Origin of the sequence: Streptomyces sp. enrichment culture, from assembly GCF_964272895.1 — a bacterium.
In the GTDB taxonomy this organism is placed as follows: Bacteria; Actinomycetota; Actinomycetes; order Streptomycetales; family Streptomycetaceae; genus Streptomyces.
Genome location: NZ_OZ186832.1, coordinates 3,010,444 through 3,033,247, shown reverse-complemented (window position 1 = coordinate 3,033,247; position 22,804 = coordinate 3,010,444). Strand labels below are relative to the sequence as shown.

Annotated in this window: 16 protein-coding genes and 3 rRNA genes; 12 read left to right on the top strand and 7 right to left on the bottom strand. The window is 69.3% G+C overall.

What is annotated here, in order from left to right; translation table 11 throughout:
* Positions 1-2 precede the first annotated feature (2 nt).
* The gene (locus ACSU6M_RS13695) at positions 3-452 is read right to left on the bottom strand and encodes a metallopeptidase family protein (protein WP_437069922.1); all 450 of its coding nucleotides are present in this window, start codon (positions 450-452) and stop codon (positions 3-5) included.
* A gap of 296 nt (positions 453-748) precedes the next feature.
* Here ACSU6M_RS13695 and ACSU6M_RS13690 point away from each other — a divergent pair, with 296 nt between their 5' ends.
* The 6 genes from ACSU6M_RS13690 to ACSU6M_RS13665 all read left to right on the top strand — a co-directional run bounded on the left by ACSU6M_RS13690 (position 749) and on the right by ACSU6M_RS13665 (position 6,739).
* Positions 749-1,168: a DUF3499 domain-containing protein gene (locus ACSU6M_RS13690; protein WP_437069920.1), complete on the top strand. Its 420-nt coding sequence runs from the start codon at positions 749-751 to the stop codon at positions 1,166-1,168.
* 138 nt (positions 1,169-1,306) lie between these two features.
* Positions 1,307-2,671, top strand: a complete 1,365-nt coding sequence (locus ACSU6M_RS13685; protein ID WP_437069918.1) for a phosphomannomutase/phosphoglucomutase — start codon at positions 1,307-1,309, stop codon at positions 2,669-2,671.
* A 335-nt stretch (positions 2,672-3,006) separates the two neighbouring features.
* Positions 3,007-3,177 (top strand): Trm112 family protein, encoded by a 171-nt coding sequence (locus tag ACSU6M_RS13680; protein WP_007382472.1) that lies wholly within the window; start codon positions 3,007-3,009, stop codon positions 3,175-3,177.
* A 71-nt stretch (positions 3,178-3,248) separates the two neighbouring features.
* Positions 3,249-4,379 carry an SIS domain-containing protein gene (locus tag ACSU6M_RS13675; RefSeq protein ID WP_437069915.1) on the top strand — a complete coding sequence of 377 codons (1,131 nt, stop codon included), beginning with the start codon at positions 3,249-3,251 and terminating at the stop codon, positions 4,377-4,379.
* Positions 4,380-4,465: 86 nt separating this feature from the next.
* Positions 4,466-5,617, top strand: coding sequence for a mannose-6-phosphate isomerase, class I (gene manA, locus ACSU6M_RS13670; RefSeq protein WP_437069913.1), 1,152 nt, complete (start codon positions 4,466-4,468; stop codon positions 5,615-5,617).
* Between the two features lie 144 nt (positions 5,618-5,761).
* Positions 5,762-6,739 (top strand): cation diffusion facilitator family transporter, encoded by a 978-nt coding sequence (locus tag ACSU6M_RS13665; RefSeq protein ID WP_437069911.1) that lies wholly within the window; start codon positions 5,762-5,764, stop codon positions 6,737-6,739.
* A gap of 260 nt (positions 6,740-6,999) precedes the next feature.
* Here the strand turns inward: ACSU6M_RS13665 and lepB are convergent, their stop codons facing one another.
* Positions 7,000-7,695 (bottom strand): signal peptidase I, encoded by a 696-nt coding sequence (lepB, locus tag ACSU6M_RS13660; protein ID WP_437069909.1) that lies wholly within the window; start codon positions 7,693-7,695, stop codon positions 7,000-7,002.
* Between the two features lie 329 nt (positions 7,696-8,024).
* Between lepB and ahcY the strand changes: the two genes are divergently transcribed.
* Both ahcY and ACSU6M_RS13650 read left to right on the top strand, forming a co-directional pair.
* The gene (ahcY, locus tag ACSU6M_RS13655; protein ID WP_437069907.1) at positions 8,025-9,482 is read left to right on the top strand and encodes an adenosylhomocysteinase; all 1,458 of its coding nucleotides are present in this window, start codon (positions 8,025-8,027) and stop codon (positions 9,480-9,482) included.
* 175 nt (positions 9,483-9,657) lie between these two features.
* Positions 9,658-10,272 carry a hypothetical protein gene (locus ACSU6M_RS13650; protein ID WP_437069905.1) on the top strand — a complete coding sequence of 205 codons (615 nt, stop codon included), beginning with the start codon at positions 9,658-9,660 and terminating at the stop codon, positions 10,270-10,272.
* Between the two features lie 71 nt (positions 10,273-10,343).
* Here ACSU6M_RS13650 and ACSU6M_RS13645 read toward each other — a convergent pair whose 3' ends face one another.
* Positions 10,344-11,438 carry an RDD family protein gene (locus tag ACSU6M_RS13645; RefSeq protein WP_437069903.1) on the bottom strand — a complete coding sequence of 365 codons (1,095 nt, stop codon included), beginning with the start codon at positions 11,436-11,438 and terminating at the stop codon, positions 10,344-10,346.
* 121 nt (positions 11,439-11,559) lie between these two features.
* Here ACSU6M_RS13645 and ACSU6M_RS13640 point away from each other — a divergent pair, with 121 nt between their 5' ends.
* The 4 genes from ACSU6M_RS13640 to rrf all read left to right on the top strand — a co-directional run bounded on the left by ACSU6M_RS13640 (position 11,560) and on the right by rrf (position 18,291).
* Positions 11,560-12,567 carry a stage II sporulation protein M gene (locus ACSU6M_RS13640; RefSeq protein ID WP_437069901.1) on the top strand — a complete coding sequence of 336 codons (1,008 nt, stop codon included), beginning with the start codon at positions 11,560-11,562 and terminating at the stop codon, positions 12,565-12,567.
* A gap of 566 nt (positions 12,568-13,133) precedes the next feature.
* Positions 13,134-14,660, top strand: a 16S ribosomal RNA gene (locus ACSU6M_RS13635).
* A gap of 304 nt (positions 14,661-14,964) precedes the next feature.
* Positions 14,965-18,087: ribosomal RNA gene (locus ACSU6M_RS13630) — 23S ribosomal RNA — on the top strand.
* 87 nt (positions 18,088-18,174) lie between these two features.
* Positions 18,175-18,291, top strand: a 5S ribosomal RNA gene (gene rrf / locus ACSU6M_RS13625).
* Together the 16S, 23S and 5S rRNA genes form the textbook arrangement of a ribosomal RNA operon.
* 105 nt (positions 18,292-18,396) lie before the next feature.
* Here rrf and ACSU6M_RS13620 read toward each other — a convergent pair.
* Genes ACSU6M_RS13620 through ACSU6M_RS13605 form a run of 4 tightly spaced genes read right to left on the bottom strand, consistent with a single transcriptional unit; the run spans position 18,397 to position 22,800 of the window.
* Entirely contained in the window at positions 18,397-19,707 is a 1,311-nt protein-coding gene (locus ACSU6M_RS13620) for a DUF58 domain-containing protein (RefSeq protein ID WP_437069899.1), read from the bottom strand.
* Positions 19,707-20,696: an AAA family ATPase gene (locus ACSU6M_RS13615; protein ID WP_437069898.1), complete on the bottom strand. Its 990-nt coding sequence runs from the start codon at positions 20,694-20,696 to the stop codon at positions 19,707-19,709. The genes ACSU6M_RS13620 and ACSU6M_RS13615 overlap by 1 nt, the downstream gene beginning before the upstream one ends.
* Positions 20,696-21,892, bottom strand: coding sequence for a DUF4350 domain-containing protein (locus ACSU6M_RS13610; protein WP_437069897.1), 1,197 nt, complete (start codon positions 21,890-21,892; stop codon positions 20,696-20,698). Before ACSU6M_RS13610 ends, ACSU6M_RS13615 begins: the two co-directional genes overlap by 1 nt.
* Entirely contained in the window at positions 21,889-22,800 is a 912-nt protein-coding gene (locus tag ACSU6M_RS13605) for a DUF4129 domain-containing protein (protein WP_437069896.1), read from the bottom strand. Before ACSU6M_RS13605 ends, ACSU6M_RS13610 begins: the two co-directional genes overlap by 4 nt.
* Positions 22,801-22,804 lie beyond the last annotated feature (4 nt).

Here is a 22,804-nt window from a genome sequence, read left to right as displayed (position 1 = left end):
GGTCAGTCCTCGCCGTAGCGCGGGTCCACCGTCTCCGGGGTGAGCCCCAGCAGCTCGGCGACCTGCTCGACCACGACCTCGTGCACCAGGGCGGCGCGCTCGTCGCGCCCCTTGGTGCGGATCTCCACCGGCCGCCGGTAGACCACCACGCGCGCGCGGCGTCCCTCGCGCGCGGGAATCGTGCCGCCCAGCGGCACCGGCTCGTCCTGCCAGCCCTCACCGGGAGCGGCCGGCCGCGGCACCTCCAGCACCAGGAAGTCGATCTCGGCGAGCTGCGGCCAGCGGCGCTCCAGCCGTTCCACGGAGTCCTGCACCAGATCCGCGAACAACTCGGCACGGCTCGCCGCGAGCGGCACCTGCGGTGGCGCGATCGGGCCGCGCATGCCCCGGCCGTGACGGTCGCGGCGGCGGGGCCCGGGGCCGGTGGCACGGGGCGGTACGGGGGTGTCCATCACTGACGAAGCGTAGTCCCCGCCCGCGCGGGGCGCCCGGCGCCCACGCGCCGCCGCGGACCGCATCCGGCCACACCGCTCGGCGTGTCGCCAAGTGACCATTCCAGCCAAGCTTGGGCTCGATTCCGTATCTCTACGAGACCGTCGAAGCCAAGGCAAATGACGGGGTTTGTGCCGACTGGTGACCGGACCCGATGCTGCGGGATTCGCTGAATATGCATGTCGGTGCAGGTCAGCGGGGTATGACAGATGGGTCTTGTGGGACGTTTCGTAACACGACACGGTGGGGTGACCTGGTGGAGAGTCGTCGCGGCCCGCTCAAGAGTGCGGTACCGTCCAACGTCGTGAGCCCTGTACGTCGCTGTTCGCGCACCGCCTGCGGCCGACCCGCCGTCGCGACGCTGACGTACGTCTACGCCGACTCGACCGCGGTCCTCGGCCCGCTCGCCACCTACGCCGAGCCCCACTGCTACGACCTGTGCGCCGAGCACTCCGAGCGCCTCACCGCCCCGCGCGGCTGGGAGGTCGTCCGCCTGCTCGACGGCTCCGCCCCGGCCCGCCCCAGCGGCGACGACCTGGAGGCCCTCGCCAACGCCGTGCGCGAGGCGGCCCGTCCGCAGGAGCGCGCCGCCCAGGCCGGTGGCGCCCGCGCGGCCGACCCGATGGAGGTCGCCCGCCGCGGCCACCTGCGGGTCCTGCGCTCGCCGGACAACTGACGCCGCCCCGCCCGCACTTGACCGACCCCTTCTGAACCGCTGTCTCCCGCCGGGCGTCCGGCGACGGGAGCGCACAGCGCGCCGTCCTGCGGTACGGGTAGTTTGAGGTGACCGACAGGACTTTCAGGAAGGCTGGCCGTGGTTGCTGATCTGTCGCAGATCGTGAAGGCGTACGACGTGCGCGGGGTCGTCCCCGACCAGTGGGACGAGTCCCTCGCCGAGCTCTTCGGAGCCGCCTTCGCCCAGGTGACCGGGGCGGACGCGATCGTCGTCGGGCACGACATGCGGCCCTCGTCGCCCGGCCTCGCGGAAGCCTTCGCACGCGGCGCGGCCGCGCTCGGCGTCGACGTCACCGAGATCGGGCTGTGCTCCACGGACCAGCTGTACTACGCCTCGGGCGCGCTGAACCTGCCCGGCGCGATGTTCACCGCGTCGCACAACCCCGCGCAGTACAACGGAATCAAGCTGTGCCGCGCGGGCGCCGCCCCGATCGGCCAGGACACCGGTCTCGCCGACATCCGCGAACTCGTCGAGCGGTGGAGCGAGTCGGGCGCACCGGAGCCGGCCGGGAAGCCGGGAACCGTCACGCGACGCGAGACGTTGCAGGAGTACGCGGCCCACCTGCGCTCCCTCGTCGACCTGACCTCCATCCGCCCGCTGAAGGTCGTCGTCGACGCGGGCAACGGCATGGGCGGCCACACCGTGCCCACCGTCTTCGAGGGCCTGCCCCTGACCCTGGTGCCGATGTACTTCGAGCTGGACGGCACCTTCCCCAACCACGAGGCCAACCCGCTGGACCCGGCCAACCTCGTCGACCTCCAGGCGCGCGTCCGCGAGGAGGGCGCCGACCTCGGCATCGCCTTCGACGGCGACGCCGACCGGTGCTTCGTCGTCGACGAGAACGGCGACCCCGTCTCGCCGTCGGCCGTCACCGCCCTCGTCGCCGCGCGCGAGCTCGCCAGGAACGGCGGCCGGGGCACGGTCATCCACAACCTCATCACCTCCTGGACCGTCCCCGAGGTCGTCGAGGAGAACGGCGGCACGCCCGTCCGCACCCGCGTCGGCCACTCCTTCATCAAGGCCGAGATGGCCCGCACCGGCGCGATCTTCGGCGGCGAGCACTCCGCCCACTACTACTTCCGCGACTTCTGGAACGCCGACACGGGCATGCTGGCCGCGCTGCACGTCCTCGCGGCCCTCGGCGGCCAGGACGGCCCCCTGTCCGCCCTCGTCTCCGCCTACGACCGCTACGCGGGCTCCGGCGAGATCAACTCCACGGTCGACGACCAGGCGGGCCGCCTCGCCGCGATCCGCTCCGCGTACGAAGGCCGCGACGGCGTGTCCGTGGACGACCTCGACGGCCTCACCGTCGCCTCCGCCGACTGGTGGTTCAACGTCCGCCCCTCCAACACGGAACCGCTGCTGCGGCTGAACGCGGAGGCCCGCGACGAGGCGACGATGACCAAGGTCCGCGACGAGGCCCTGGCGATCATCCGGGGCTGAGGTCCGCCCACGGGGTGGCGCCACGGGGGCTGCGCGGGTGCGGGTGGCGTGTGGCCGGTCGCGCAGTTCCCCGCGCCCCTTCAGGGACGTGCGGCCGGCGTGGAGATGGGTCCCGCCGATGCCGCCACGCGCAGCGGCACCCCGTCGCGCCGGGCCGCGCGCCCGTCCCCCGTCGGCCCCACCCACCTGCACCTGCGAACGCCCCCGGCCGGCAGCAGCCACCCGCGCCCCCACCACCTCGCCCATCCCGCCGTACCCCCGCACCGCACCCCCTCCGGCGGTACGCTGACCAGGCACATACGCACACACAGCAACCGCCCCGAAGGGACGCCCCCATGCCGCTCGAAGCCGGCCTCCTGGAGATCCTCGCCTGCCCGGCCTGCCACGCCCCGCTCAAGGAGCAGGACACGGAGCTGATCTGCACCGGTCAGGACTGCGGCCTGGCGTACCCGGTCCGCGACGGCATCCCCGTCCTCCTCGTGGACGAGGCCCGCCGCCCGGCGTAACGGCCCCCGTCCCAGCCCCGCAGGCCAGCGCAGCGCCCACGCACCGACCCCGGCGACGGAGGCCCCCGCCCATGCTCGACGAATCGCTGCTCGACACCCCGGACGCCCTGGCGGAGGCCGACAGGCGCCTGCTGCTGCGCGGCGCCGCCGAGGCCGGCGCCCGCGTCCGTACCGCCGCCCGGCACGCCGCCGAGGCCGGCGTGGGCCGGCTGACGCCCGACGGCCGCCCCCGCGCCGTACTGATCGCTGGCCCCGGCGCCGCGGCCATCTGCGCCGCCGACCTCCTCGGCACCCTCGCCGGCGCCGGCAGCCCGGTCATCCGCCTGGCGCCCACCGGCGTCGCCCCCGCGGCCGGCGCCCTGCGCTGGGAACTGCCCGGCTGGACCGGCTCCGTCGACCTGCTGCTCATCGCCACCCCCGACGGCACCGAACCGGGCCTGTCCCTCCTCGCCGAGCAGGCATACCGCCGCGGCTGCACGGTCGTCGCCGTCGCCCCCGCCGGCACCCCGCTCAGCGACGCCGTGGCGAAGGCGCACGGCCTCTTCGTGCCCATGGCGACCGCCCCCTACGAACAGGACGAGCCGCCTCTCACCGCCTCCGCCCCCGGAGTGCTGTGGGCCCTGCTCACCCCGCTGCTCGCCCTGCTGGACCGCGTCGGCCTGGTCGACGCCCCCGCCGACGCCCTGGAGAAGGTCGCCGACCGCCTCGACCAGGTCGCCGAACGCTGCGGCCCGGCCATCGCCACGTACAGCAACCCCGCCAAGACCCTCGCCGCCGAACTCGCCGACGCCCTGCCCCTGATCTGGACCGAGGGCACCTCCGCGGGCCCGGCCGGCCGCCGCTTCGCCGCCGCCCTCGCCGAACTGTCCGGCGTCCCCGCGGTCGTCGCCGAACTGCCCGAGGCGCTCGCCTCGCACAGCGCCCTGCTGGCAGGCCCGCTGGCCGCCGGCGCCGACCCGGAGGACTTCTTCCGCGACCGCGTGGAGGAGCCCCCGGCCCTGCACGCGCGCGTGGTGCTGCTGCGCGACCGCCCGATCGGCAGCCTCACCGCCGCCCCCGCCGCCCGTGACCTGGCCCTCAGCCACGACACGCCGATCAGCGAGCTGGAACCGGAGTCCGGCGACGAACTGGAGACCCTCGCGGAACTGATCGCCATCACGGATTTCGCCGCCGTTTACCTGGCGCTCGCCTCGGGAGCCTGATGTAACCCAGGACGCCCTGACCGTCGTACGCGGAAAGCCGCTCCGCGTCCCACGCGTCGTACGAAGAGAGAGCAGACAGAACGCGCATGGACCGCCTCGACAACACCGTCCGCCCCTACGCCTGGGGCTCCACCACCGCGATCCCCGAGCTGCTCGGTGTCGAACCGACCGGTGAGCCGCAGGCGGAGCTGTGGATGGGCGCCCACCCCGGCGCGCCCTCGCGCACCGGCCGCGGCACGCTCGTCGAGGTCATCGACGCGGACCCCGCGCGGGAGCTGGGCGAGGCGACCGTCGCCAGGTTCGGGCCGCGGCTGCCCTTCCTGTTCAAGATCCTCGCCGCCGGGGCACCGCTGTCCCTCCAGGTCCACCCGGACCTGGAGCAGGCGCGCGCGGGGTACGCCGACGAGGAGCGCCGCGGGGTCCCCCTGGACGCCCCGCACCGCAACTACAAGGACCCCCATCACAAGCCTGAACTGATCTGCGCCCTCACCGAGTTCGAGGGCCTGTGCGGCTTCCGGGACCCGGTGCGCACCGCCGACCTGCTCGACGGCCTCGGCGTCGACTCCCTCAAGCCGTACGTCGATCTGCTGCACGCCCACCCCGAGGACGCCGCCCTGCGCGAGATGCTCACCGCCGTGCTGAGCGCCGACCCGCAGGAGATGGCCCGTACGGTCGCGGAGGTCACCGCCGCCTGCACCCGCCTCGGCGGCGCCTACACGCCGTACGCCGGCATCGCCCACCACTACCCGGGCGACCCCGGCGTCCTCGCCGCGATGCTGCTCAACCACGTCCGCCTCCAGCCCGGCGAGGCCCTCTACCTCGGCGCCGGCATCCCGCACGCCTACCTCAGCGGCCTCGGCGTCGAGATCATGGCCAACTCGGACAATGTGCTTCGCTGCGGTCTGACGCCCAAACACGTCGACGTCCCCGAACTTCTCCGGATCGTCCGCTTCGAGGCCGCCGACCCCGGCGTGCTGCGCCCCGAGGCCGCCCCCGACGGCGAGGAGGTCTACGAGACCCCCATCGACGAGTTCCGGCTCTCCCGGTACGTCCTCCCGCCCGGCGGCGCCACCCACGACCTGACCCGCGCCACCCCGCAGATCCTGCTCTGCACGGCCGGCGCGATCCGCGTCGGCGAGCACGAACTCACGCCCGGCGCCTCCGTGTTCGTCCCCGCGGGTGAAACGGCCGAGGCGTCCGGCGCGGGCACGCTGTTCCGCGCGACCGTGGTCGTCTGACCGCCCGCGCGCGCCGCCTGACCGGACGTCATCCACAGCCTGGCGCGCCGCTGCCCGAGCGGGCTGCAACAATGACCCACCGCAAAGGACGGGCAAAGCCGCGGGCGATGCCCACGGCTGCGTAAGAAGGGACAACGCGAACACATGAGCGCGTCAGGCGGTACCAAGGCGATCGTGGCGGCACTGCTCGCCAATCTCTCGATCGCGGCAGCGAAGTTCGTGGCGTTCATCTTCAGTGGCTCGTCCTCGATGCTCGCCGAGTCGGTGCACTCCCTCGCCGACTCCGGCAACCAGGGCCTGCTCCTGCTCGGCGGCAAGAAGGCCCAGCGCGAGGCCACCCCGCAGCACCCCTTCGGCTACGGCCGTGAGCGCTACATCTACGCCTTCCTGGTCTCCATCGTCCTCTTCTCCGTCGGCGGTATGTTCGCCATCTACGAGGGCTACGAGAAGATCAAGCACCCGCACGAGATCGAGCACTGGTACTGGCCGGTCGGCGTCCTGGTCTTCGCGATCATCGCCGAGACCTTCTCCTTCCGTACGGCCATCCAGGAGTCCAACGCCCTGCGCGGCAACAAGTCCTGGAAGGAGTTCGTCCGCCACGCCAAGGCCCCCGAGCTGCCCGTCGTCCTCCTGGAGGACCTCGGCGCCCTCGTCGGCCTGATCCTCGCCCTCGGCGGCGTCGGCCTTGCGCTCATCACTGGTGACGGCGTCTGGGACGGCATCGGCACCCTCTGCATCGGCGTCCTGCTCATCGTCATCGCCATCGTCCTGGCCGCCGAGACCAAGTCGCTGCTCCTCGGCGAGGCCGCCGGACTGGAAGAGGTCCGCAAGATCGAGAACGCCGTCGTCGACGGCGACGACGTCACCGGCCTCATCCACATGCGCACGCTCCACCTCGGCCCCGAGGAGCTCCTCGTCGCCGCGAAGATCGCCGTGCGCCACGACAACACCGCCGCCGAGGTCGCCCGCGCCATCGACGCCGCCGAGGCCCGCATCCGCGCCGCCGTCCCCATCGCCCGCGTCATCTACCTCGAGCCCGACATCTACAGCGAGGCCGAGGCCGCCAAGGGCGCCGACCGCGACGCCAGCCCGGGCGGCCCCACTCCGTCCACCGCCCACTGACGACGGACGCCGGCCGGCGGCCACGGCCCCCGGGGGTCACCGCCGGCCTGCGGCCACGGGCCACTGGGGCACCACGGCCACGGCCACCAGGGGTCACCGCGGCCACGGCCGGCCGCCGGTGGGGACAGCCGGCCGTCCGCCCCATCCCGTACGACACCCACGGGCCGCACGGACCAGCCGTCGTACGACGCCTCACGGGCCGGCCGCAGTACGACACCGACGGGCCCGCCGATCCTCTCGGCGGGCCCGCCGCGTTCTCCTCACACCCCCTGCGGCCCCGTCGGCCACACCGGAGCGGGCACCCCGGCCCGCCGCCGCATCCCCCTCGCCCGCAGACCGAGCAGCAGCCCCAGGACGGCGGCCACCACCCCGGCCCCCGCGAGCACGATCGAGCCCACCGGAACCGCCCGCTCGTCCACCACGCGCCCCAGCACCGCCTCCACAGGCACGGTCCCCTCGGCGCCACCGCCCCCATAACTGCGCGAGTCGTTCGAGTTCGCCCGCTGATCCCCGAGCACGAACAGCCGCCCCTCGGGCACCGTCACCTCGTACGGCTCGTTCCCACCGCCCGGAACCCGCCCGTCCACGATCCCGTCCGCCACATACGGCTCCGCCAACGGCCGCCCGTCGACCAGCAGCCGCTGCCCCGTCCCGGCGCCCACACAGCACACGACACGGTCACCGCCCAGCCCGACGACCCGCTTGATCACCGGATCGTCGAACCCCTGCACCTCCGGCGCCGAGTAGATCACCACATCGCCCCGGCCTATCTCCCCGCCCGGCACCTCCTCGACGACCACCCGGTCGCCGGCGGCGTAGGTCGGCTCCATGGCGTCCCCGCCCACCGTGAACCTCTCCTGCCCGCCCCACGACCAGCCCAGACCCCCGGCCACCAGGACCAGCCCGGTCACCCCGAGAATCCATCCGGTCACCGACAGTCGCCGCACCGAACCCATGCCCCACCCCTCCACAGACCGCTCGTACGGCGGCCGAGAGTAGCGCTCACGGGACCACACCCCGACTCGGGCCGGGCTCGCGATCGGCTCGATGTGATCGAGGACGGACTGGGGTCGGCCGGGGTCCCCGGTGTAGCTTGGAGTGGAGCCAGACGTCGCTGCTGATGGCGGTCGGGCGGTCCCCAGCGGACCGACCGAGGGAGAGAGGGCCTCCGACGGACTGCGCTGCGCGCACGGGGGCATGACCGTGTCCCGTTCGGACATCCTTGTCCGCCGCCGCGCAGACCAGCCGTACCCAGACCTCGACCCAACCCCGAGGAGCAGCTCGCATGACGACTGTCGACAACCGACAGGACTTCAAGGTCGCCGACCTCTCCCTGGCCGAGTTCGGCCGCAAGGAGATCACCCTCGCCGAGCACGAGATGCCCGGCCTGATGGCGATCCGCAAGGAGTACGCCGAGGCGCAGCCCCTGAAGGGCGCCCGCATCACCGGCTCCCTGCACATGACCGTGCAGACCGCCGTCCTGATCGAGACCCTGGTCGCCCTCGGCGCGCAGGTCCGCTGGGCCTCCTGCAACATCTTCTCCACCCAGGACCACGCGGCCGCCGCCATCGCCGTCGGCCCGAACGGCACCCCGGACAACCCCCAGGGCGTCCCGGTCTTCGCCTGGAAGGGCGAGACCCTGGAGGAGTACTGGTGGTGCACGGAGCAGGCCCTGACCTGGCCGAACACCCCCACCGGCGGCCCCAACATGATCCTGGACGACGGTGGTGACGCCACCCTCCTCGTCCACAAGGGCGTCGAGTACGAGAAGGACGGCAAGGTCCCCTCGGTCGACACCGCCGAGAACGAGGAGCACCGCGTCATCCTCGAGCTCCTCCACCGCACCATCTCCGAGGGCTCGCAGAAGTGGACCCAGCTCGCCTCGGAGATCCGCGGCGTGACCGAGGAGACCACGACCGGCGTCCACCGTCTCTACGAGATGCAGCGCGACGGCGTCCTCCTCTTCCCGGCGATCAACGTCAACGACGCCGTCACCAAGTCGAAGTTCGACAACAAGTACGGCTGCCGCCACTCCCTCGTCGACGGCATCAACCGCGCCACCGACACCCTGATCGGCGGCAAGACCGCCGTCGTCTGCGGCTACGGCGACGTCGGCAAGGGCTGCGCCGAGTCCCTGCGCGGCCAGGGCGCCCGCGTGATCATCACCGAGATCGACCCGATCTGCGCCCTGCAGGCCGCGATGGACGGCTACCAGGTCACCACCCTGGACGAGGTCGTCGAGACCGCCGACATCTTCATCACCACGACCGGCAACAAGGACATCATCATGGCCGGCGACATGGCCAAGATGAAGCACCAGGCCATCGTCGGCAACATCGGCCACTTCGACAACGAGATCGACATGGCCGGCCTCGCCAAGGTCCCCGGCATCGTCAAGGACGAGATCAAGCCGCAGGTCCACACCTGGACCTTCCCGGACGGCAAGAAGATCATCATCCTCTCCGAGGGCCGCCTGCTGAACCTGGGCAACGCCACCGGCCACCCGTCCTTCGTGATGTCCAACTCCTTCGCGGACCAGACCCTGGCCCAGATCGAGCTGTTCACCAAGCAGGCCGAGTACCCGATCGGCGTGTACACCCTGCCCAAGCACCTGGACGAGAAGGTCGCCCGCCTCCACCTGGACGCGCTCGGCGTCAAGCTCACCAAGCTGCGCCCGGAGCAGGCCGCCTACATCGGCGTCGAGGTCGACGGCCCGTACAAGCCGGACCACTACCGCTACTGAGACCGGCACCCTGTCCGCCGCGTGTGCGTCCGTGCACTGACGCACACCGCGGCGCCAGGTCCGTCCTCGGAGGCAGGCCCCCGCACCCCCGTGCCGGGGGCCTGCCCCTTTCCCGGACCGGGCCGGCCGCCTCGGCGAGGCACCGCAGCCCGAGCAGTCAGAACCCAGGACCCCCATGCCCCGCGGCCGCTATTCGCTCCACGATCCGCACGATCACACCCCCCTCGCACTCGAACACTTCCACTGCGCCCCCGGCCCCTCCGGCTGGCGCTACGTCTCCCAGCTGACCACTCCGGCGGGAGACCACCACGGCTCCGTCGACCTGGCCCTCGACGAGCTGGGCCGCCCCATCCGCCTGGAACTCCACGCGGGCGGCTGGCAGGTGCGCGGCGCCGCCCTCGACGGCGTCACCTGGGTCCGCACGGACCCCACCGGCATCCATGCCACGGAAGGCAATGTGCGCGCCCACGCCTTCACCGGCACGTCCCCCGCGTTCCTCGTCGCCACGGCCCGTCTTCTGCGCCTCACCCCCTCCGGACAAGCCACCCGCGTACGCCTCGTCACCTTCACGGACCCGGTCCTCGCCCCCCGCACCGTGGACCAGTCCTGGGCCCTGGTGGACAGAGAAGCACACGCCACTGACAACGGCCCCCTGACCGTGGACGAATACCAGGTCACAGCCCTGGACACAGGCGAACAGCACGCCGTTCACATCGCCGGTGACGTGGTCCTGGCGGCACCCGGCATCGAGCTGGAGGACCTGGAGAGCCCACCCTCGCGGTTCGACTGAGCCGCCCCAGCCGGGCTCACCCGGCAAGGGCTGCGAGCAGCCCTCGGGGGAGACCGCCGCGGCCGCCCAGATCACGCCGGCGGTACGAAACCCCCGGCAGGCCGGTCCCCCGACGCTCCGCCACGCTCGGGACTCTCCCGCACGGGCTGCGCAGCCGCCGACACAGGCGCGGCCGCAGGCCCTGGCCCGGAACCGTACGGGCCGGCGGGCGGAACGGGGGGCATGTACGGGCCGGCGGGCGGGACCGAAGACCCGTATGAGTCTGCGGGCGGGACGGGAGGCGTGTACGAACCGGCGGGCGGGGCCTGAGGCCCGTACGAACCGGCCGTCGGCACCGGAGCCCCATACGCCCCGGCCGGACCGCCCTGCCCGTTCCCGGACCCATACCCTCCCGGCACCCACGCCCCGGAAGTCGCGGCCGTCCCGAAAGCCCGTTGCGCCTCCCGCACCTGCCGCTCCTGCAGGACCGCCGCCAGATAGGCGGCCGGCGGAACGCCCTGCGGCACCGGAGTCCCGGTCCGCGCCGCGAGATCCGCCGCGAGCCGTCCCGCCATGCCCGCGCCGACCTGCGGGTCCAGCTGCTGCATCCGCGTCAGGTACTGGCGGACGGCCAGCCACAGCCCGTCCGGCACCGCGGAGAGATCGAGCCCGGAGAAACGTCCCGCCAGCCAGGGCGGAGGCGGCGGCACATAACCGCTCCGCGCCACGGGCACCCGTTCCCGCACGACCAGAGTCCCGGCGAAGACATCACCGAGCCGCCGCCCACGCGCCGACACGAGCGAGGCGATGCAGGCGACCACGCCGAAGGTCCCCAGGATCTCGACCACACCCACCGCACCGCGCACCAGCGCGTGCCGGAACCGGATCGGCCCGCCGTCGTCCCGTACGACCCGCAGACCGCACGCCATCTTCCCGAGCGACCGCCCATGGCTGAGCGTCTCCACCGCGATCGGCCCGCCCACCAGCACGAGCAGGAACGACGCGATGGACACGGCCATCTGCGCGGCGTCGTCCAGCGAGGCGGTGGCCACCGCCAGGGTGATCGACACGGCGGTGTAGGCGGCCCCGACCGCGATCAGGTCGAGCAGCACGGCCAGCGCCCTGCTCGGCAGCTTCGCCGGGCGCAGCTCCAGAGCCACCGCCTCGCCCGTCACCAGCTCACTCACGCCCGCCGTCCTTCCCTGACCTGCCCCGAGAACCGCCAGTCTGCCAAGCTGAGGTCACATCGCGCCCCGGTACGACAAGCTGACATCCGCGACGAGCCGCTGACGAGGAGCAGGCACACCGATGGACCTCGACGTCTTCGTCTCCGCCCACCGCGCGGAGTGGGACCGCCTCGACGCCCTGCTCCGGCGCCGACGCAGCCTCACCGGCGCCGAGGTCGACGAACTGGTCGCCCTCTACCAGCGCACCGCGACGCATCTCTCGCTGCTCCAGTCCAGCGCCCCCGACCCGCAGCTCACGGGCCGTCTCAGCCAACTGGTGGCCCGCGCGCGCAGCGCCGTCACCGGCACCCGCCGCGCCTCGTGGCGCGACGTGACGGCATTCCTCCTCCACGGCTTCCCCGCGGCCGTCTACCGCTCCCGCCACTGGTGGATACCCACGGCCATCCTCTCCACCCTGGTCGCCGCCCTCCTGGGCTGGTGGATCGGCACCCACCCCGACGTCCAGGCGACGATCGGAGCCCCCGGCGAACTCCGCGAGCTGACCCGGCCGGGAGGCGAGTACGAGACGTACTACTCCAGCCACCCGGCGACGTCCTTCGCCGCCCAGGTCTGGACGAACAACGCCCAGGCCGCCGCGATGTGCCTGGTCCTGGGCATCTTCCTGGGCCTGCCCGTCCTGTGGATCCTCTTCCTCAACATGCTCAACCTCGGCGTCGGCATCGGCCTGATGTCCTCGGCGGGCCGGCTCGACGTCTTCCTCGGCCTTGTCCTCCCGCACGGGCTCCTCGAACTGACCGCGGTCTTCGTCGCCGCCGGCACCGGTCTGCGCCTCGGCTGGACCCTCATCGACCCCGGCCCCCGCACCCGCCGCACCGCGCTCGCGGAAGAAGGCCGCGCCGCCGTGGGCATGGCCATCGGCCTGGCCCTGGTCCTCTTCATCTCCGGTGCCATCGAAGGCTTCGTCACCCCGTCGGGACTGCCCACCTGGGCCCGCATCGCCATCGGCATCGCCGCCGAGCTGGCGTTCCTCCTGTACGTCTACGTCCTCGGCGGCCGCGCCGCCCGCGAGGGCGCGACAGGGGACCTCGACGCCACCGAACGCAGCGCCGCCGTGCCGACCGCCGCCTGATGTGCGGAAAGGTCTGCTGAGCTGCTAGTCTCCTCTTCGCCCCGCGGGAGCCGTTGACACGGAGTCCACGGGGAGGTAGATTCGAACAGTTGCCTGGACTGGACATGGACCGGTCGGCGACGGGTTAGTATCTACGAGCTTCTTGAAATGTCGATCTCATCGATATGAATGAAGCCACCCCCCCCGATGAAATCGGAAATGGATGGCCGGTCAGTCCGGCCCGAAGCTTCTGATAAAGTCGGAACCGCCGGAAAGGGAAACGCGGAAGCGGGAACCTGGAAAGCACCGAGGAAATCGGATCGAGAAAAGATCTGATAGAGTCGGAAACGCAAGACCGAAGGGAAGCGCCCGGAGGAAAGCCCGAGAGGGTGAGTACAAAGGAAGCGTCCGTTCCTTGAGAACTCAACAGCGTGCCAAAAGTCAACGCCAGATATGTTGATACCCCGTCTCCAGCATCAGCTGGGACGAGGTTCCTTTGAAAAAACACAGCGAGGACGCTGTGAACGTCAGGACTATTCCTCCTGACGTTCCGCTCTCGTGGTGTTGCACCGGATCACCGGTAAACATTCACGGAGAGTTTGATCCTGGCTCAGGACGAACGCTGGCGGCGTGCTTAACACATGCAAGTCGAACGATGAACCTCCTTCGGGAGGGGATTAGTGGCGAACGGGTGAGTAACACGTGGGCAATCTGCCCTGCACTCTGGGACAAGCCCTGGAAACGGGGTCTAATACCGGATACGAGCCTCCAAGGCATCTTGGAGGCTGGAAAGCTCCGGCGGTGCAGGATGAGCCCGCGGCCTATCAGCTTGTTGGTGAGGTAACGGCTCACCAAGGCGACGACGGGTAGCCGGCCTGAGAGGGCGACCGGCCACACTGGGACTGAGACACGGCCCAGACTCCTACGGGAGGCAGCAGTGGGGAATATTGCACAATGGGCGCAAGCCTGATGCAGCGACGCCGCGTGAGGGATGACGGCCTTCGGGTTGTAAACCTCTTTCAGCAGGGAAGAAGCGAAAGTGACGGTACCTGCAGAAGAAGCGCCGGCTAACTACGTGCCAGCAGCCGCGGTAATACGTAGGGCGCAAGCGTTGTCCGGAATTATTGGGCGTAAAGAGCTCGTAGGCGGCTTGTCGCGTCGGATGTGAAAGCCCGGGGCTTAACCCCGGGTCTGCATTCGATACGGGCAGGCTAGAGTTCGGTAGGGGAGATCGGAATTCCTGGTGTAGCGGTGAAATGCGCAGATATCAGGAGGAACACCGGTGGCGAAGGCGGATCTCTGGGCCGATACTGACGCTGAGGAGCGAAAGCGTGGGGAGCGAACAGGATTAGATACCCTGGTAGTCCACGCCGTAAACGGTGGGCACTAGGTGTGGGCAACATTCCACGTTGTCCGTGCCGCAGCTAACGCATTAAGTGCCCCGCCTGGGGAGTACGGCCGCAAGGCTAAAACTCAAAGGAATTGACGGGGGCCCGCACAAGCGGCGGAGCATGTGGCTTAATTCGACGCAACGCGAAGAACCTTACCAAGGCTTGACATACACCGGAAACACCTAGAGATAGGTGCCCCCTTGTGGTCGGTGTACAGGTGGTGCATGGCTGTCGTCAGCTCGTGTCGTGAGATGTTGGGTTAAGTCCCGCAACGAGCGCAACCCTTGTCCCGTGTTGCCAGCAGGCCCTTGTGGTGCTGGGGACTCACGGGAGACCGCCGGGGTCAACTCGGAGGAAGGTGGGGACGACGTCAAGTCATCATGCCCCTTATGTCTTGGGCTGCACACGTGCTACAATGGCCGGTACAAAGAGCTGCGATACCGCGAGGTGGAGCGAATCTCAAAAAGCCGGTCTCAGTTCGGATTGGGGTCTGCAACTCGACCCCATGAAGTCGGAGTCGCTAGTAATCGCAGATCAGCATTGCTGCGGTGAATACGTTCCCGGGCCTTGTACACACCGCCCGTCACGTCACGAAAGTCGGTAACACCCGAAGCCGGTGGCCCAACCCCTTGTGGGAGGGAGCTGTCGAAGGTGGGACTGGCGATTGGGACGAAGTCGTAACAAGGTAGCCGTACCGGAAGGTGCGGCTGGATCACCTCCTTTCTAAGGAGCACTTCTAGGCAGCCGCAAGGTTGTCCAGAGGCCAGCATGCGAGCGAACGTCTCGCACTGGTTGCTCATGGGTGGAACGTTGACTACTCGGCCTGGTTCTGGGTCGGAGGCTGCTAGTACTGCTCGCAAGAGCGTGGAACGCACGATCTCCGGACAGAGTCTGGTCGGGCACGCTGTTGGGTATCTGAGGGAATGAACCCCCTCGTGATGCCGGCCCCGGTAAAAATCTGCTTCGGTGGGTTGTGACGGGTGGTTGGTCGTTGTTTGAGAACTGCACAGTGGACGCGAGCATCTGTGGCCAAGTTTTTAAGGGCGCACGGTGGATGCCTTGGCACCAGGAACCGATGAAGGACGTGGGAGGCCGCGATAGTCCCCGGGGAGTCGTCAACCAGGCTTTGATCCGGGGGTTTCCGAATGGGGAAACCCGGCAGTCGTCATGGGCTGTCACCCACTGCTGAACACATAGGCAGTGTGGAGGGAACGAGGGGAAGTGAAACATCTCAGTACCCTCAGGAAGAGAAAACAACCGTGATTCCGGGAGTAGTGGCGAGCGAAACCGGATGAGGCCAAACCGTATGCGTGTGAGACCCGGCAGGGGTTGCGCATACGGGGTTGTGGGATCTCTCTTCTGTCGTCTGCCGGCGACAGGACGAGTCAGAAACCGTTGATGTAGGCGAAGGACATGCGAAAGGTCCGGCGTAGAGGGTAAGACCCCCGTAGTCGAAACGTCAGCGGCTCGTTTGAGAGACACCCAAGTAGCACGGGGCCCGAGAAATCCCGTGTGAATCTGGCGGGACCACCCGCTAAGCCTAAATATTCCCTGGTGACCGATAGCGGATAGTACCGTGAGGGAATGGTGAAAAGTACCCCGGGAGGGGAGTGAAATAGTACCTGAAACCGTGTGCCTACAAGCCGTGGGAGCGTCGGAATGGAGCTTGCTCCATTCTCGTGACTGCGTGCCTTTTGAAGAATGAGCCTGCGAGTTTGCGGTGTGTTGCGAGGTTAACCCGGGTGGGGAAGCCGTAGCGAAAGCGAGTCCGAATAGGGCGTTTTTAGTAGCACGCTCAAGACCCGAAGCGGAGTGATCTAGCCATGGGCAGGTTGAAGCGGAGGTAAGACTTCGTGGAGGACCGAACCCACCAGGGTTGAAAACCTGGGGGATGACCTGTGGTTAGGGGTGAAAGGCCAATCAAACTCCGTGATAGCTGGTTCTCCCCGAAATGCATTTAGGTGCAGCGTCGTGTGTTTCTTGCCGGAGGTAGAGCACTGGATAGGCGATGGGCCCTACCGGGTTACTGACCTTAGCCAAACTCCGAATGCCGGTAAGTGAGAGCGCGGCAGTGAGACTGTGGGGGATAAGCTCCATGGTCGAGAGGGAAACAGCCCAGAGCATCGACTAAGGCCCCTAAGCGTACGCTAAGTGGGAAAGGATGTGGAGTCGCACAGACAACCAGGAGGTTGGCTTAGAAGCAGCCACCCTTGAAAGAGTGCGTAATAGCTCACTGGTCTAGTGATTCCGCGCCGACAATGTAGCGGGGCTCAAGCGTACCGCCGAAGTCGTGTCATTGACACATATAGCCCCAACGGGTGTGTTGATGGGTAGGGGAGCGTCGTCTGCCGGGTGAAGCGGCACCGGAAGGTAGTCGTGGACGGTTGACGAGTGAGAATGCAGGCATGAGTAGCGATACAAACGTGAGAAACGTTTGCGCCGATTGACTAAGGGTTCCTGGGTCAAGCTGATCTGCCCAGGGTAAGTCGGGACCTAAGGCGAGGCCGACAGGCGTAGTCGATGGATAACCGGTTGATATTCCGGTACCCGCTGTGAAGCGTCAAACATCGAATCCAGTGATGCTAAGCCCGTGAAGCCGCCCCGGATCCTTCGGGTGAAGGGGAGTGGTGGAGCCGGTGACCCGAGCTGGTAGTAGGTGAGTGATGGGGTGACGCAGGAAGGTAGTCCATCCCGGGCGGTGGTTGTCCCGGGGTAAGGGTGTAGGACGCAAGGTAGGCAAATCCGCCTTGCATACAGTCTGAGACCTGATGCCGAGCCGATTGTGGTGAAGTGGATGATCCTATGCTGTCGAGAAAAGCCTCTAGCGAGTTTCATGGCGGCCCGTACCCTAAACCGACTCAGGTGGTCAGGTAGAGAATACCGAGGCGTTCGGGTGAACTATGGTTAAGGAACTCGGCAAAATGCCCCCGTAACTTCGGGAGAAGGGGGGCCATTCCTGGTGATCGGATTTACTCCGTGAGCTGGGGGTGGCCGCAGAGACCAGCGAGAAGCGACTGTTTACTAAAAACACAGGTCCGTGCGAAGCCGTAAGGCGATGTATACGGACTGACGCCTGCCCGGTGCTGGAACGTTAAGGGGACCGGTTAGCTTGGATTCGTCCAGGCGAAGCTGAGAACTTAAGCGCCAGTAAACGGCGGTGGTAACTATAACCATCCTAAGGTAGCGAAATTCCTTGTCGGGTAAGTTCCGACCTGCACGAATGGCGTAACGACTTCTCGACTGTCTCAACCATAGGCCCGGTGAAATTGCACTACGAGTAAAGATGCTCGTTTCGCGCAGCAGGACGGAAAGACCCCGGGACCTTTACTACAGTTTGATATTGGTGTTCGGTTCGGCTTGTGTAGGATAGCTGGGAGACTGTGAAGCTTGGACGCCAGTTCAGGTGGAGTCGTCGTTGAAATACCAGTCTGGTCGTGCTGGATGTCTAACCTGGGTCCGTGATCCGGATCAGGGACAGTGTCTGATGGGTAGTTTAACTGGGGCGGTTGCCTCCCAAAGGGTAACGGAGGCGCCCAAAGGTTCCCTCAGCCTGGTTGGCAATCAGGTGTTGAGTGTAAGTGCACAAGGGAGCTTGACTGTGAGACCGACGGGTCGAGCAGGGACGAAAGTCGGGACTAGTGATCCGGCGGTGGCTTGTGGAAGCGCCGTCGCTCAACGGATAAAAGGTACCCCGGGGATAACAGGCTGATCTTCCCCAAGAGTCCATATCGACGGGATGGTTTGGCACCTCGATGTCGGCTCGTCGCATCCTGGGGCTGGAGTCGGTCCCAAGGGTTGGGCTGTTCGCCCATTAAAGCGGTACGCGAGCTGGGTTTAGAACGTCGTGAGACAGTTCGGTCCCTATCCGCTGTGCGCGTAGGAGTCTTGAGAAGGGCTGTCCCTAGTACGAGAGGACCGGGACGGACGAACCTCTGGTGTGCCAGTTGTTCTGCCAAGGGCATGGCTGGTTGGCTACGTTCGGGAGGGATAACCGCTGAAAGCATCTAAGCGGGAAGCCTGCTTCGAGATGAGGACTCCCACCCACTTGATGGGGTAAGGCTCCCAGTAGACGACTGGGTTGATAGGCCGGATATGGAAGCACGGTAACGTGTGGAGTTGACCGGTACTAATAGGCCGAGGGCTTGTCCTCAGTTGCTCGCGTCCACTGTGTTGGTTCTGAAACCACGAACAACCGTTGTAGTCATGGCTACGGCTCCGGTTGACAGTTTCATAGTGTTTCGGTGGTCATAGCGTAGGGGAAACGCCCGGTTACATTCCGAACCCGGAAGCTAAGCCTTACAGCGCCGATGGTACTGCAGGGGGGACCCTGTGGGAGAGTAGGACGCCGCCGAACAATTATTCAAGAAGAGGCCCACACCTTATGGTGTGGGCCTTTTCTGCGTTTCAGGGCAGTTCTGCGCTCCTGTTCTGGAAAGGGGCCCTTTTTGAGGGCCCCTCCCTACAGACGGCCGGCTGTTTTGAGGGCCAGGTAGGCGTCGGCCAGTGCTGGTGCGAGTTCTTCCGGCGTGGCGTCCACGACCGTTACGCCCCGGCGGCGGAGCTGTTCTGTGGTGCGGTTCCGCTCGGACTGGGCCTGGGCGGCCGCCGCAGCTTCGTAGACCGCCTCGGTATTTCCGCGGGCCTTCGACATCTGGGCGATGTGGGGGTCCGCCACCGAGGCCAGGAGGACCGTGTGGCGCTGGGTGAGTTGGCCCAGGACCGGCAGGAGGCCCTCTTCGATGGGGGCGGCGTCGAGAGTGGTGAGCAGGACGATCAGCGAGCGGCGCGGGGCGGACCGTAGAGCCGTTGCCGTGAGGCCGCGGGCGTCCGTCTCGACGAGTTCGGGTTCCAGCGCGGCCATGGCGTCGACCAGGGACGGGAGGAGGTCTCCGGCCGTTCGGCCCTGGACGAGAGCGCGGATGCGGCGGTCGTAGGCCAGGAGGTCGACGCGGTCGCCGGCTCGGGAGGCCAGGGCGGCCAGGAGGAGGGCGGCGTCCAGGGAGGCGTCGAGGCGTGGGGCGTCGCCGACGCGGGCCGCGGAGGTGCGGCCGGTGTCGAGGACGAGAAGGATGTGGCGGTCGCGTTCGGGGCGCCAGGTGCGGACGGCGACGGTGGACTGGCGGGCGGTGGCTCGCCAGTCGATGGAGCGGGTGTCGTCGCCGGGGACGTATTCGCGCAGGCTGTCGAATTCGGTGCCCTCGCCGCGTTGCAGGACGCTGGTGCGGCCGTCGAGTTCGCGCAGGCGGGCGAGTTTCGACGGCAGGTGCTTGCGGCTGGTGAACGGTGGGAGCACACGGACCGTCCAGGGGACGACGTGGGTGCCTTGGCGGGTGAGGAGGCCGAGGGGGCCGTAGGAGCGGATCGTGACGCGGTCGGCGTGGCGGTCGCCGCGGCGGGTGGGGCGTAGGCGGGTGGTGACGCGGCGGCGTTCGCCGGGCGGGATCCGGACGTCGTGGCGGGAGGCGTCGACCTCGGTGCCCGGGTGCCAGCTGCTGGGGGGCCAGGCGTCGCGGAGGCGGGCGCGCAGGGGGCGGCGGGACGGGTTGGTGATCGTCAGGGTGACGTCGGCCGTCTCGCCCAGACGGACGGTCGTGTCGCCGGAGCGGGTCAGGCGGAGGCGGCGTACGGGGGCGGCCAGCGCGGCGTCGCAGGCGCAGGCCAGGGCCAGGGGAGCGCTCACGGCGAGAATGCCGGTCCAACTGGGTTCCCAGATGCCGACGGGGAGGGAGCCGAGGGCCGCGAGGAGGGCGGCGCGTCCGGTGAGTGCCATCAGCGGGGGACGGGGACGTGGGACAGGATCGCGGTGATGACCGAGTCGGCGGTCACGCCCTCCATCTCGGCCTCCGGGCGCAGCTGCACGCGGTGGCGGAGGGTGGGCAGGGCGAGGGCCTTGACGTCGTCGGGGATGACGTAGTCGCGGCCGGTGAGCCATGCCCACGCGCGCGCGGTGGCGAGGAGGGCGGTGGCGCCGCGGGGGGAGACGCCCAGGGTGAGGGAGGGCGACTCGCGGGTGGCGCGGCAGATGTCGACGACGTAGGCGGTGATCTCGGGGGAGACGGTCGTCTTGGCGACGGCGGCGCGGGCGGCTTCCAGGTCGGCGGCGGTCGCCACGGGGCGTACGCCGGCGGACTTGAGGTCGCGCGGGTTGAAGCCGGAGGCGTGGCGGGTGAGGACGGCGATCTCGTCCTGCCGGGAGGGCAGGGGGATGGTCAGTTTGAGGAGGAAGCGGTCCAGTTGGGCCTCGGGGAGAGGGTAGGTGCCCTCGTACTCGACCGGGTTCTGGGTCGCGGCGACCAGGAAGGGCTCGGGGAGCGGGCGGGGGGTGCCGTCGACCGTGACCTGGCGTTCCTCCATGGCTTCCAGCAGGGACGACTGGGTCTTCGGCGGGGTGCGGTTGATCTCGTCGGCGAGGAGGAGGTTGGTGAAGACCGGGCCGGGCTGGAAGGAGAACTCGGCGGTGCGGGCGTCGTAGACGAGGGAGCCCGTGACGTCGCTCGGCATGAGGTCGGGGGTGAACTGGACCCGCTTGGTGTCGAGTTCCAGGGTGGATGCCAGGGCGCGGACGAGCAACGTTTTGGCGACTCCAGGGACTCCTTCGAGGAGAACGTGTCCGCGGCAGAGAAGGGCGACGACGAGGCCGGTGACGGCGGGGTCCTGGCCGACCACGGCCTTGGCGATCTCGGCGCGCAGGGCTTCCAGGGCGGCCCGTGGATCGCCCGGGTGCCCGGTGTGCCCGGCATTGTCAGTGGTCGGGTCCATCATGGACGGCGTACCTCGCTTTCGAGGGCGTCGAGTTGGTCGGTGAGTGCGATGAGTGCGGCGTCGTCGCCGGGCGGCGGGCCGAAGAGGAGGGTGTGCAGGGGTTGTCCGTCCCGGTGGAGGTGGGCGGACAGGGCGGGCAGCAGGGCTTCGGGCGCGTGTGCCTGGGCGACGGGGATGCCTACGAGGGGAGCGAGGCGGGTGCGGGTGGTGGAGCGGAGAGCGGCGGCCGCGCGGTCGCGGGCGTTGGCCTTGCGGTAGAGGCGGGCGCGGCCTTCGACGGTCTCGGAGGCGCGGATCGCGACGGGGAGTCGTTCGGGCACGAGTGGGCCGAGTCGGCGTGCCCGCCACAGGGCGGCGAGGGCCGCGGCGAGGAAGAGCTGCAGGGTGCCCCAGAGCCAGCCGGAGGGGATCAGGTCGAAGAAGCCGCGTTCGTCGCCGTTGGCGGTGGCCGAGCTGTCGGACAGTGAGGGGAGGTACCAGACCAGATGGGGGCGGGAGCCAAGGAGTTGGAGGGCGAGCGAGGCGTTGCCCTGCTCGTCGAGGTGGTCGTTGACGAAGATGTCGGTGGCGCCGATGACGACGGTGTCGCCGTCCCCGGAGGTGTCGGGGAGCCGGACGAGGGTGGGCAGGCCGTCGCTGGGGTAGCAGGTGTCGGCGTTCGGGTGGGTGACGGTGTAGCGGATGCCGCCGGTGTCGGCGTCGCCCGCGCGCCGGGCCGCGGGGAGCGTGCACTCGGGGTCGAGCGTGGTGTCGAGGCCGGCTGCGGGGTCCGCGGTGACTCCGGGGGCGAGTCCTTCGGTGGACGCGGCGCCGGGGGCGACGAGGACGGTGCGGCCACCGGAGGCGGTGACGGTGGAGCGCAGCAGGGCTCGTTGACGGTCGGTCAGCAGGTCGGGGACGGCGACCAGGAGAGTGGTGTCGGGGGCGGCTGCGGCCCGTGCCTCGTCGAGGGTGGTGACGGTACGGGTGTCCACGCCGCGGTCGGCGAGGAGTTCGGCGACGGCTCGGCTGCCCTGGGGGTCCGCGGAGCGGGGGTCGAGGGCGCCGTGCCGGGTGTCGGAGCGGACGAGGGCGAGGACCAGGGCTCCGGCGACGAGGACCGCGAGTGCCAGGGCGATGCCTCGCGCGCGCGTCCACACCTGGCGTGCGGTGGGGGAGGTCGAGGTGGCCGGGAGCGGGGCGTCGGGCGTCATCCGGCGGCTCCGGGGCGGGAGTTGTCGGCCGGGCCGGTCTCGGTGAGCCGGGGCTTGGTCCGTTCCAGGTCGCGGTCGAGTGCGGTGATGCGCTGGTACGACTCCGGGCTCGCCGTGCGGCCGCCGTATGTGACGTCGTCGAAGTCGCGGGCGGCGGCGTGCAGTCGGTCGGTGTGGGCGGGCAGGGCGCGGCCCGCGTCGGCGGCCGCTTCGTCGGCGGTGCGGCCGGGGCGGATGTCGAGCAGGGCGCGTTCCTCCAGGGAGCGGACGATGGCCCGCATGCGTTCCTGGACGGCTTGGGCGAAGTGGCCCTGGGCGGCGTGTGCCTCGGCGGCGGCGCGGTGTTCGGCGGCGCTTCGGGGGCGCTCGTCGAACAGGGCGGGGGCGGAGACGGGGCCGCGCCGCGGGGTGCCGAGGCGCCACCACAGGGCGCCGAGTACGGCGAGGACGGCCAGGACGATGACGAGGAGGCCGACCGTGCCGCCGGGGGCCAGTCCGCCGGCGGCTTCGAAAGCGCTGCCGAGCCAGTCCCAGAAGGCGTCGAAGGCGCGTTCCAGCAGGCTCGGTTCGTTCTCGTGGTACATGCGCTTGGACAGTTCGCGCCGGGCCGCCTCCCGCGCGGGGTCGCGCGGGACGGTCAGGGGCGGCTCGGTGTCGCCCGTGGGCGCCAGGAAGAGCAGGGGGTGGGCGCTGCCGGGGCCTGGCGACGGGGCTTCGGCGGCGCGAGGCAGCGCGAAGGGGTCGCCGGGGCGCAGCACGGCCTGGGCGGTGCGGACCGCGGTGCCGGTGAGGTGGCGCAGGGCCTGTGCCGCGGTGTCGGTGGCGTGCAGGGCGGCCGTCGCCATGGTGTCGGCGGTACGTGGCAGGTTCTGCAGCGCCGCTGTGAGGACTCCCCCCGTCGGGCTCACGGCA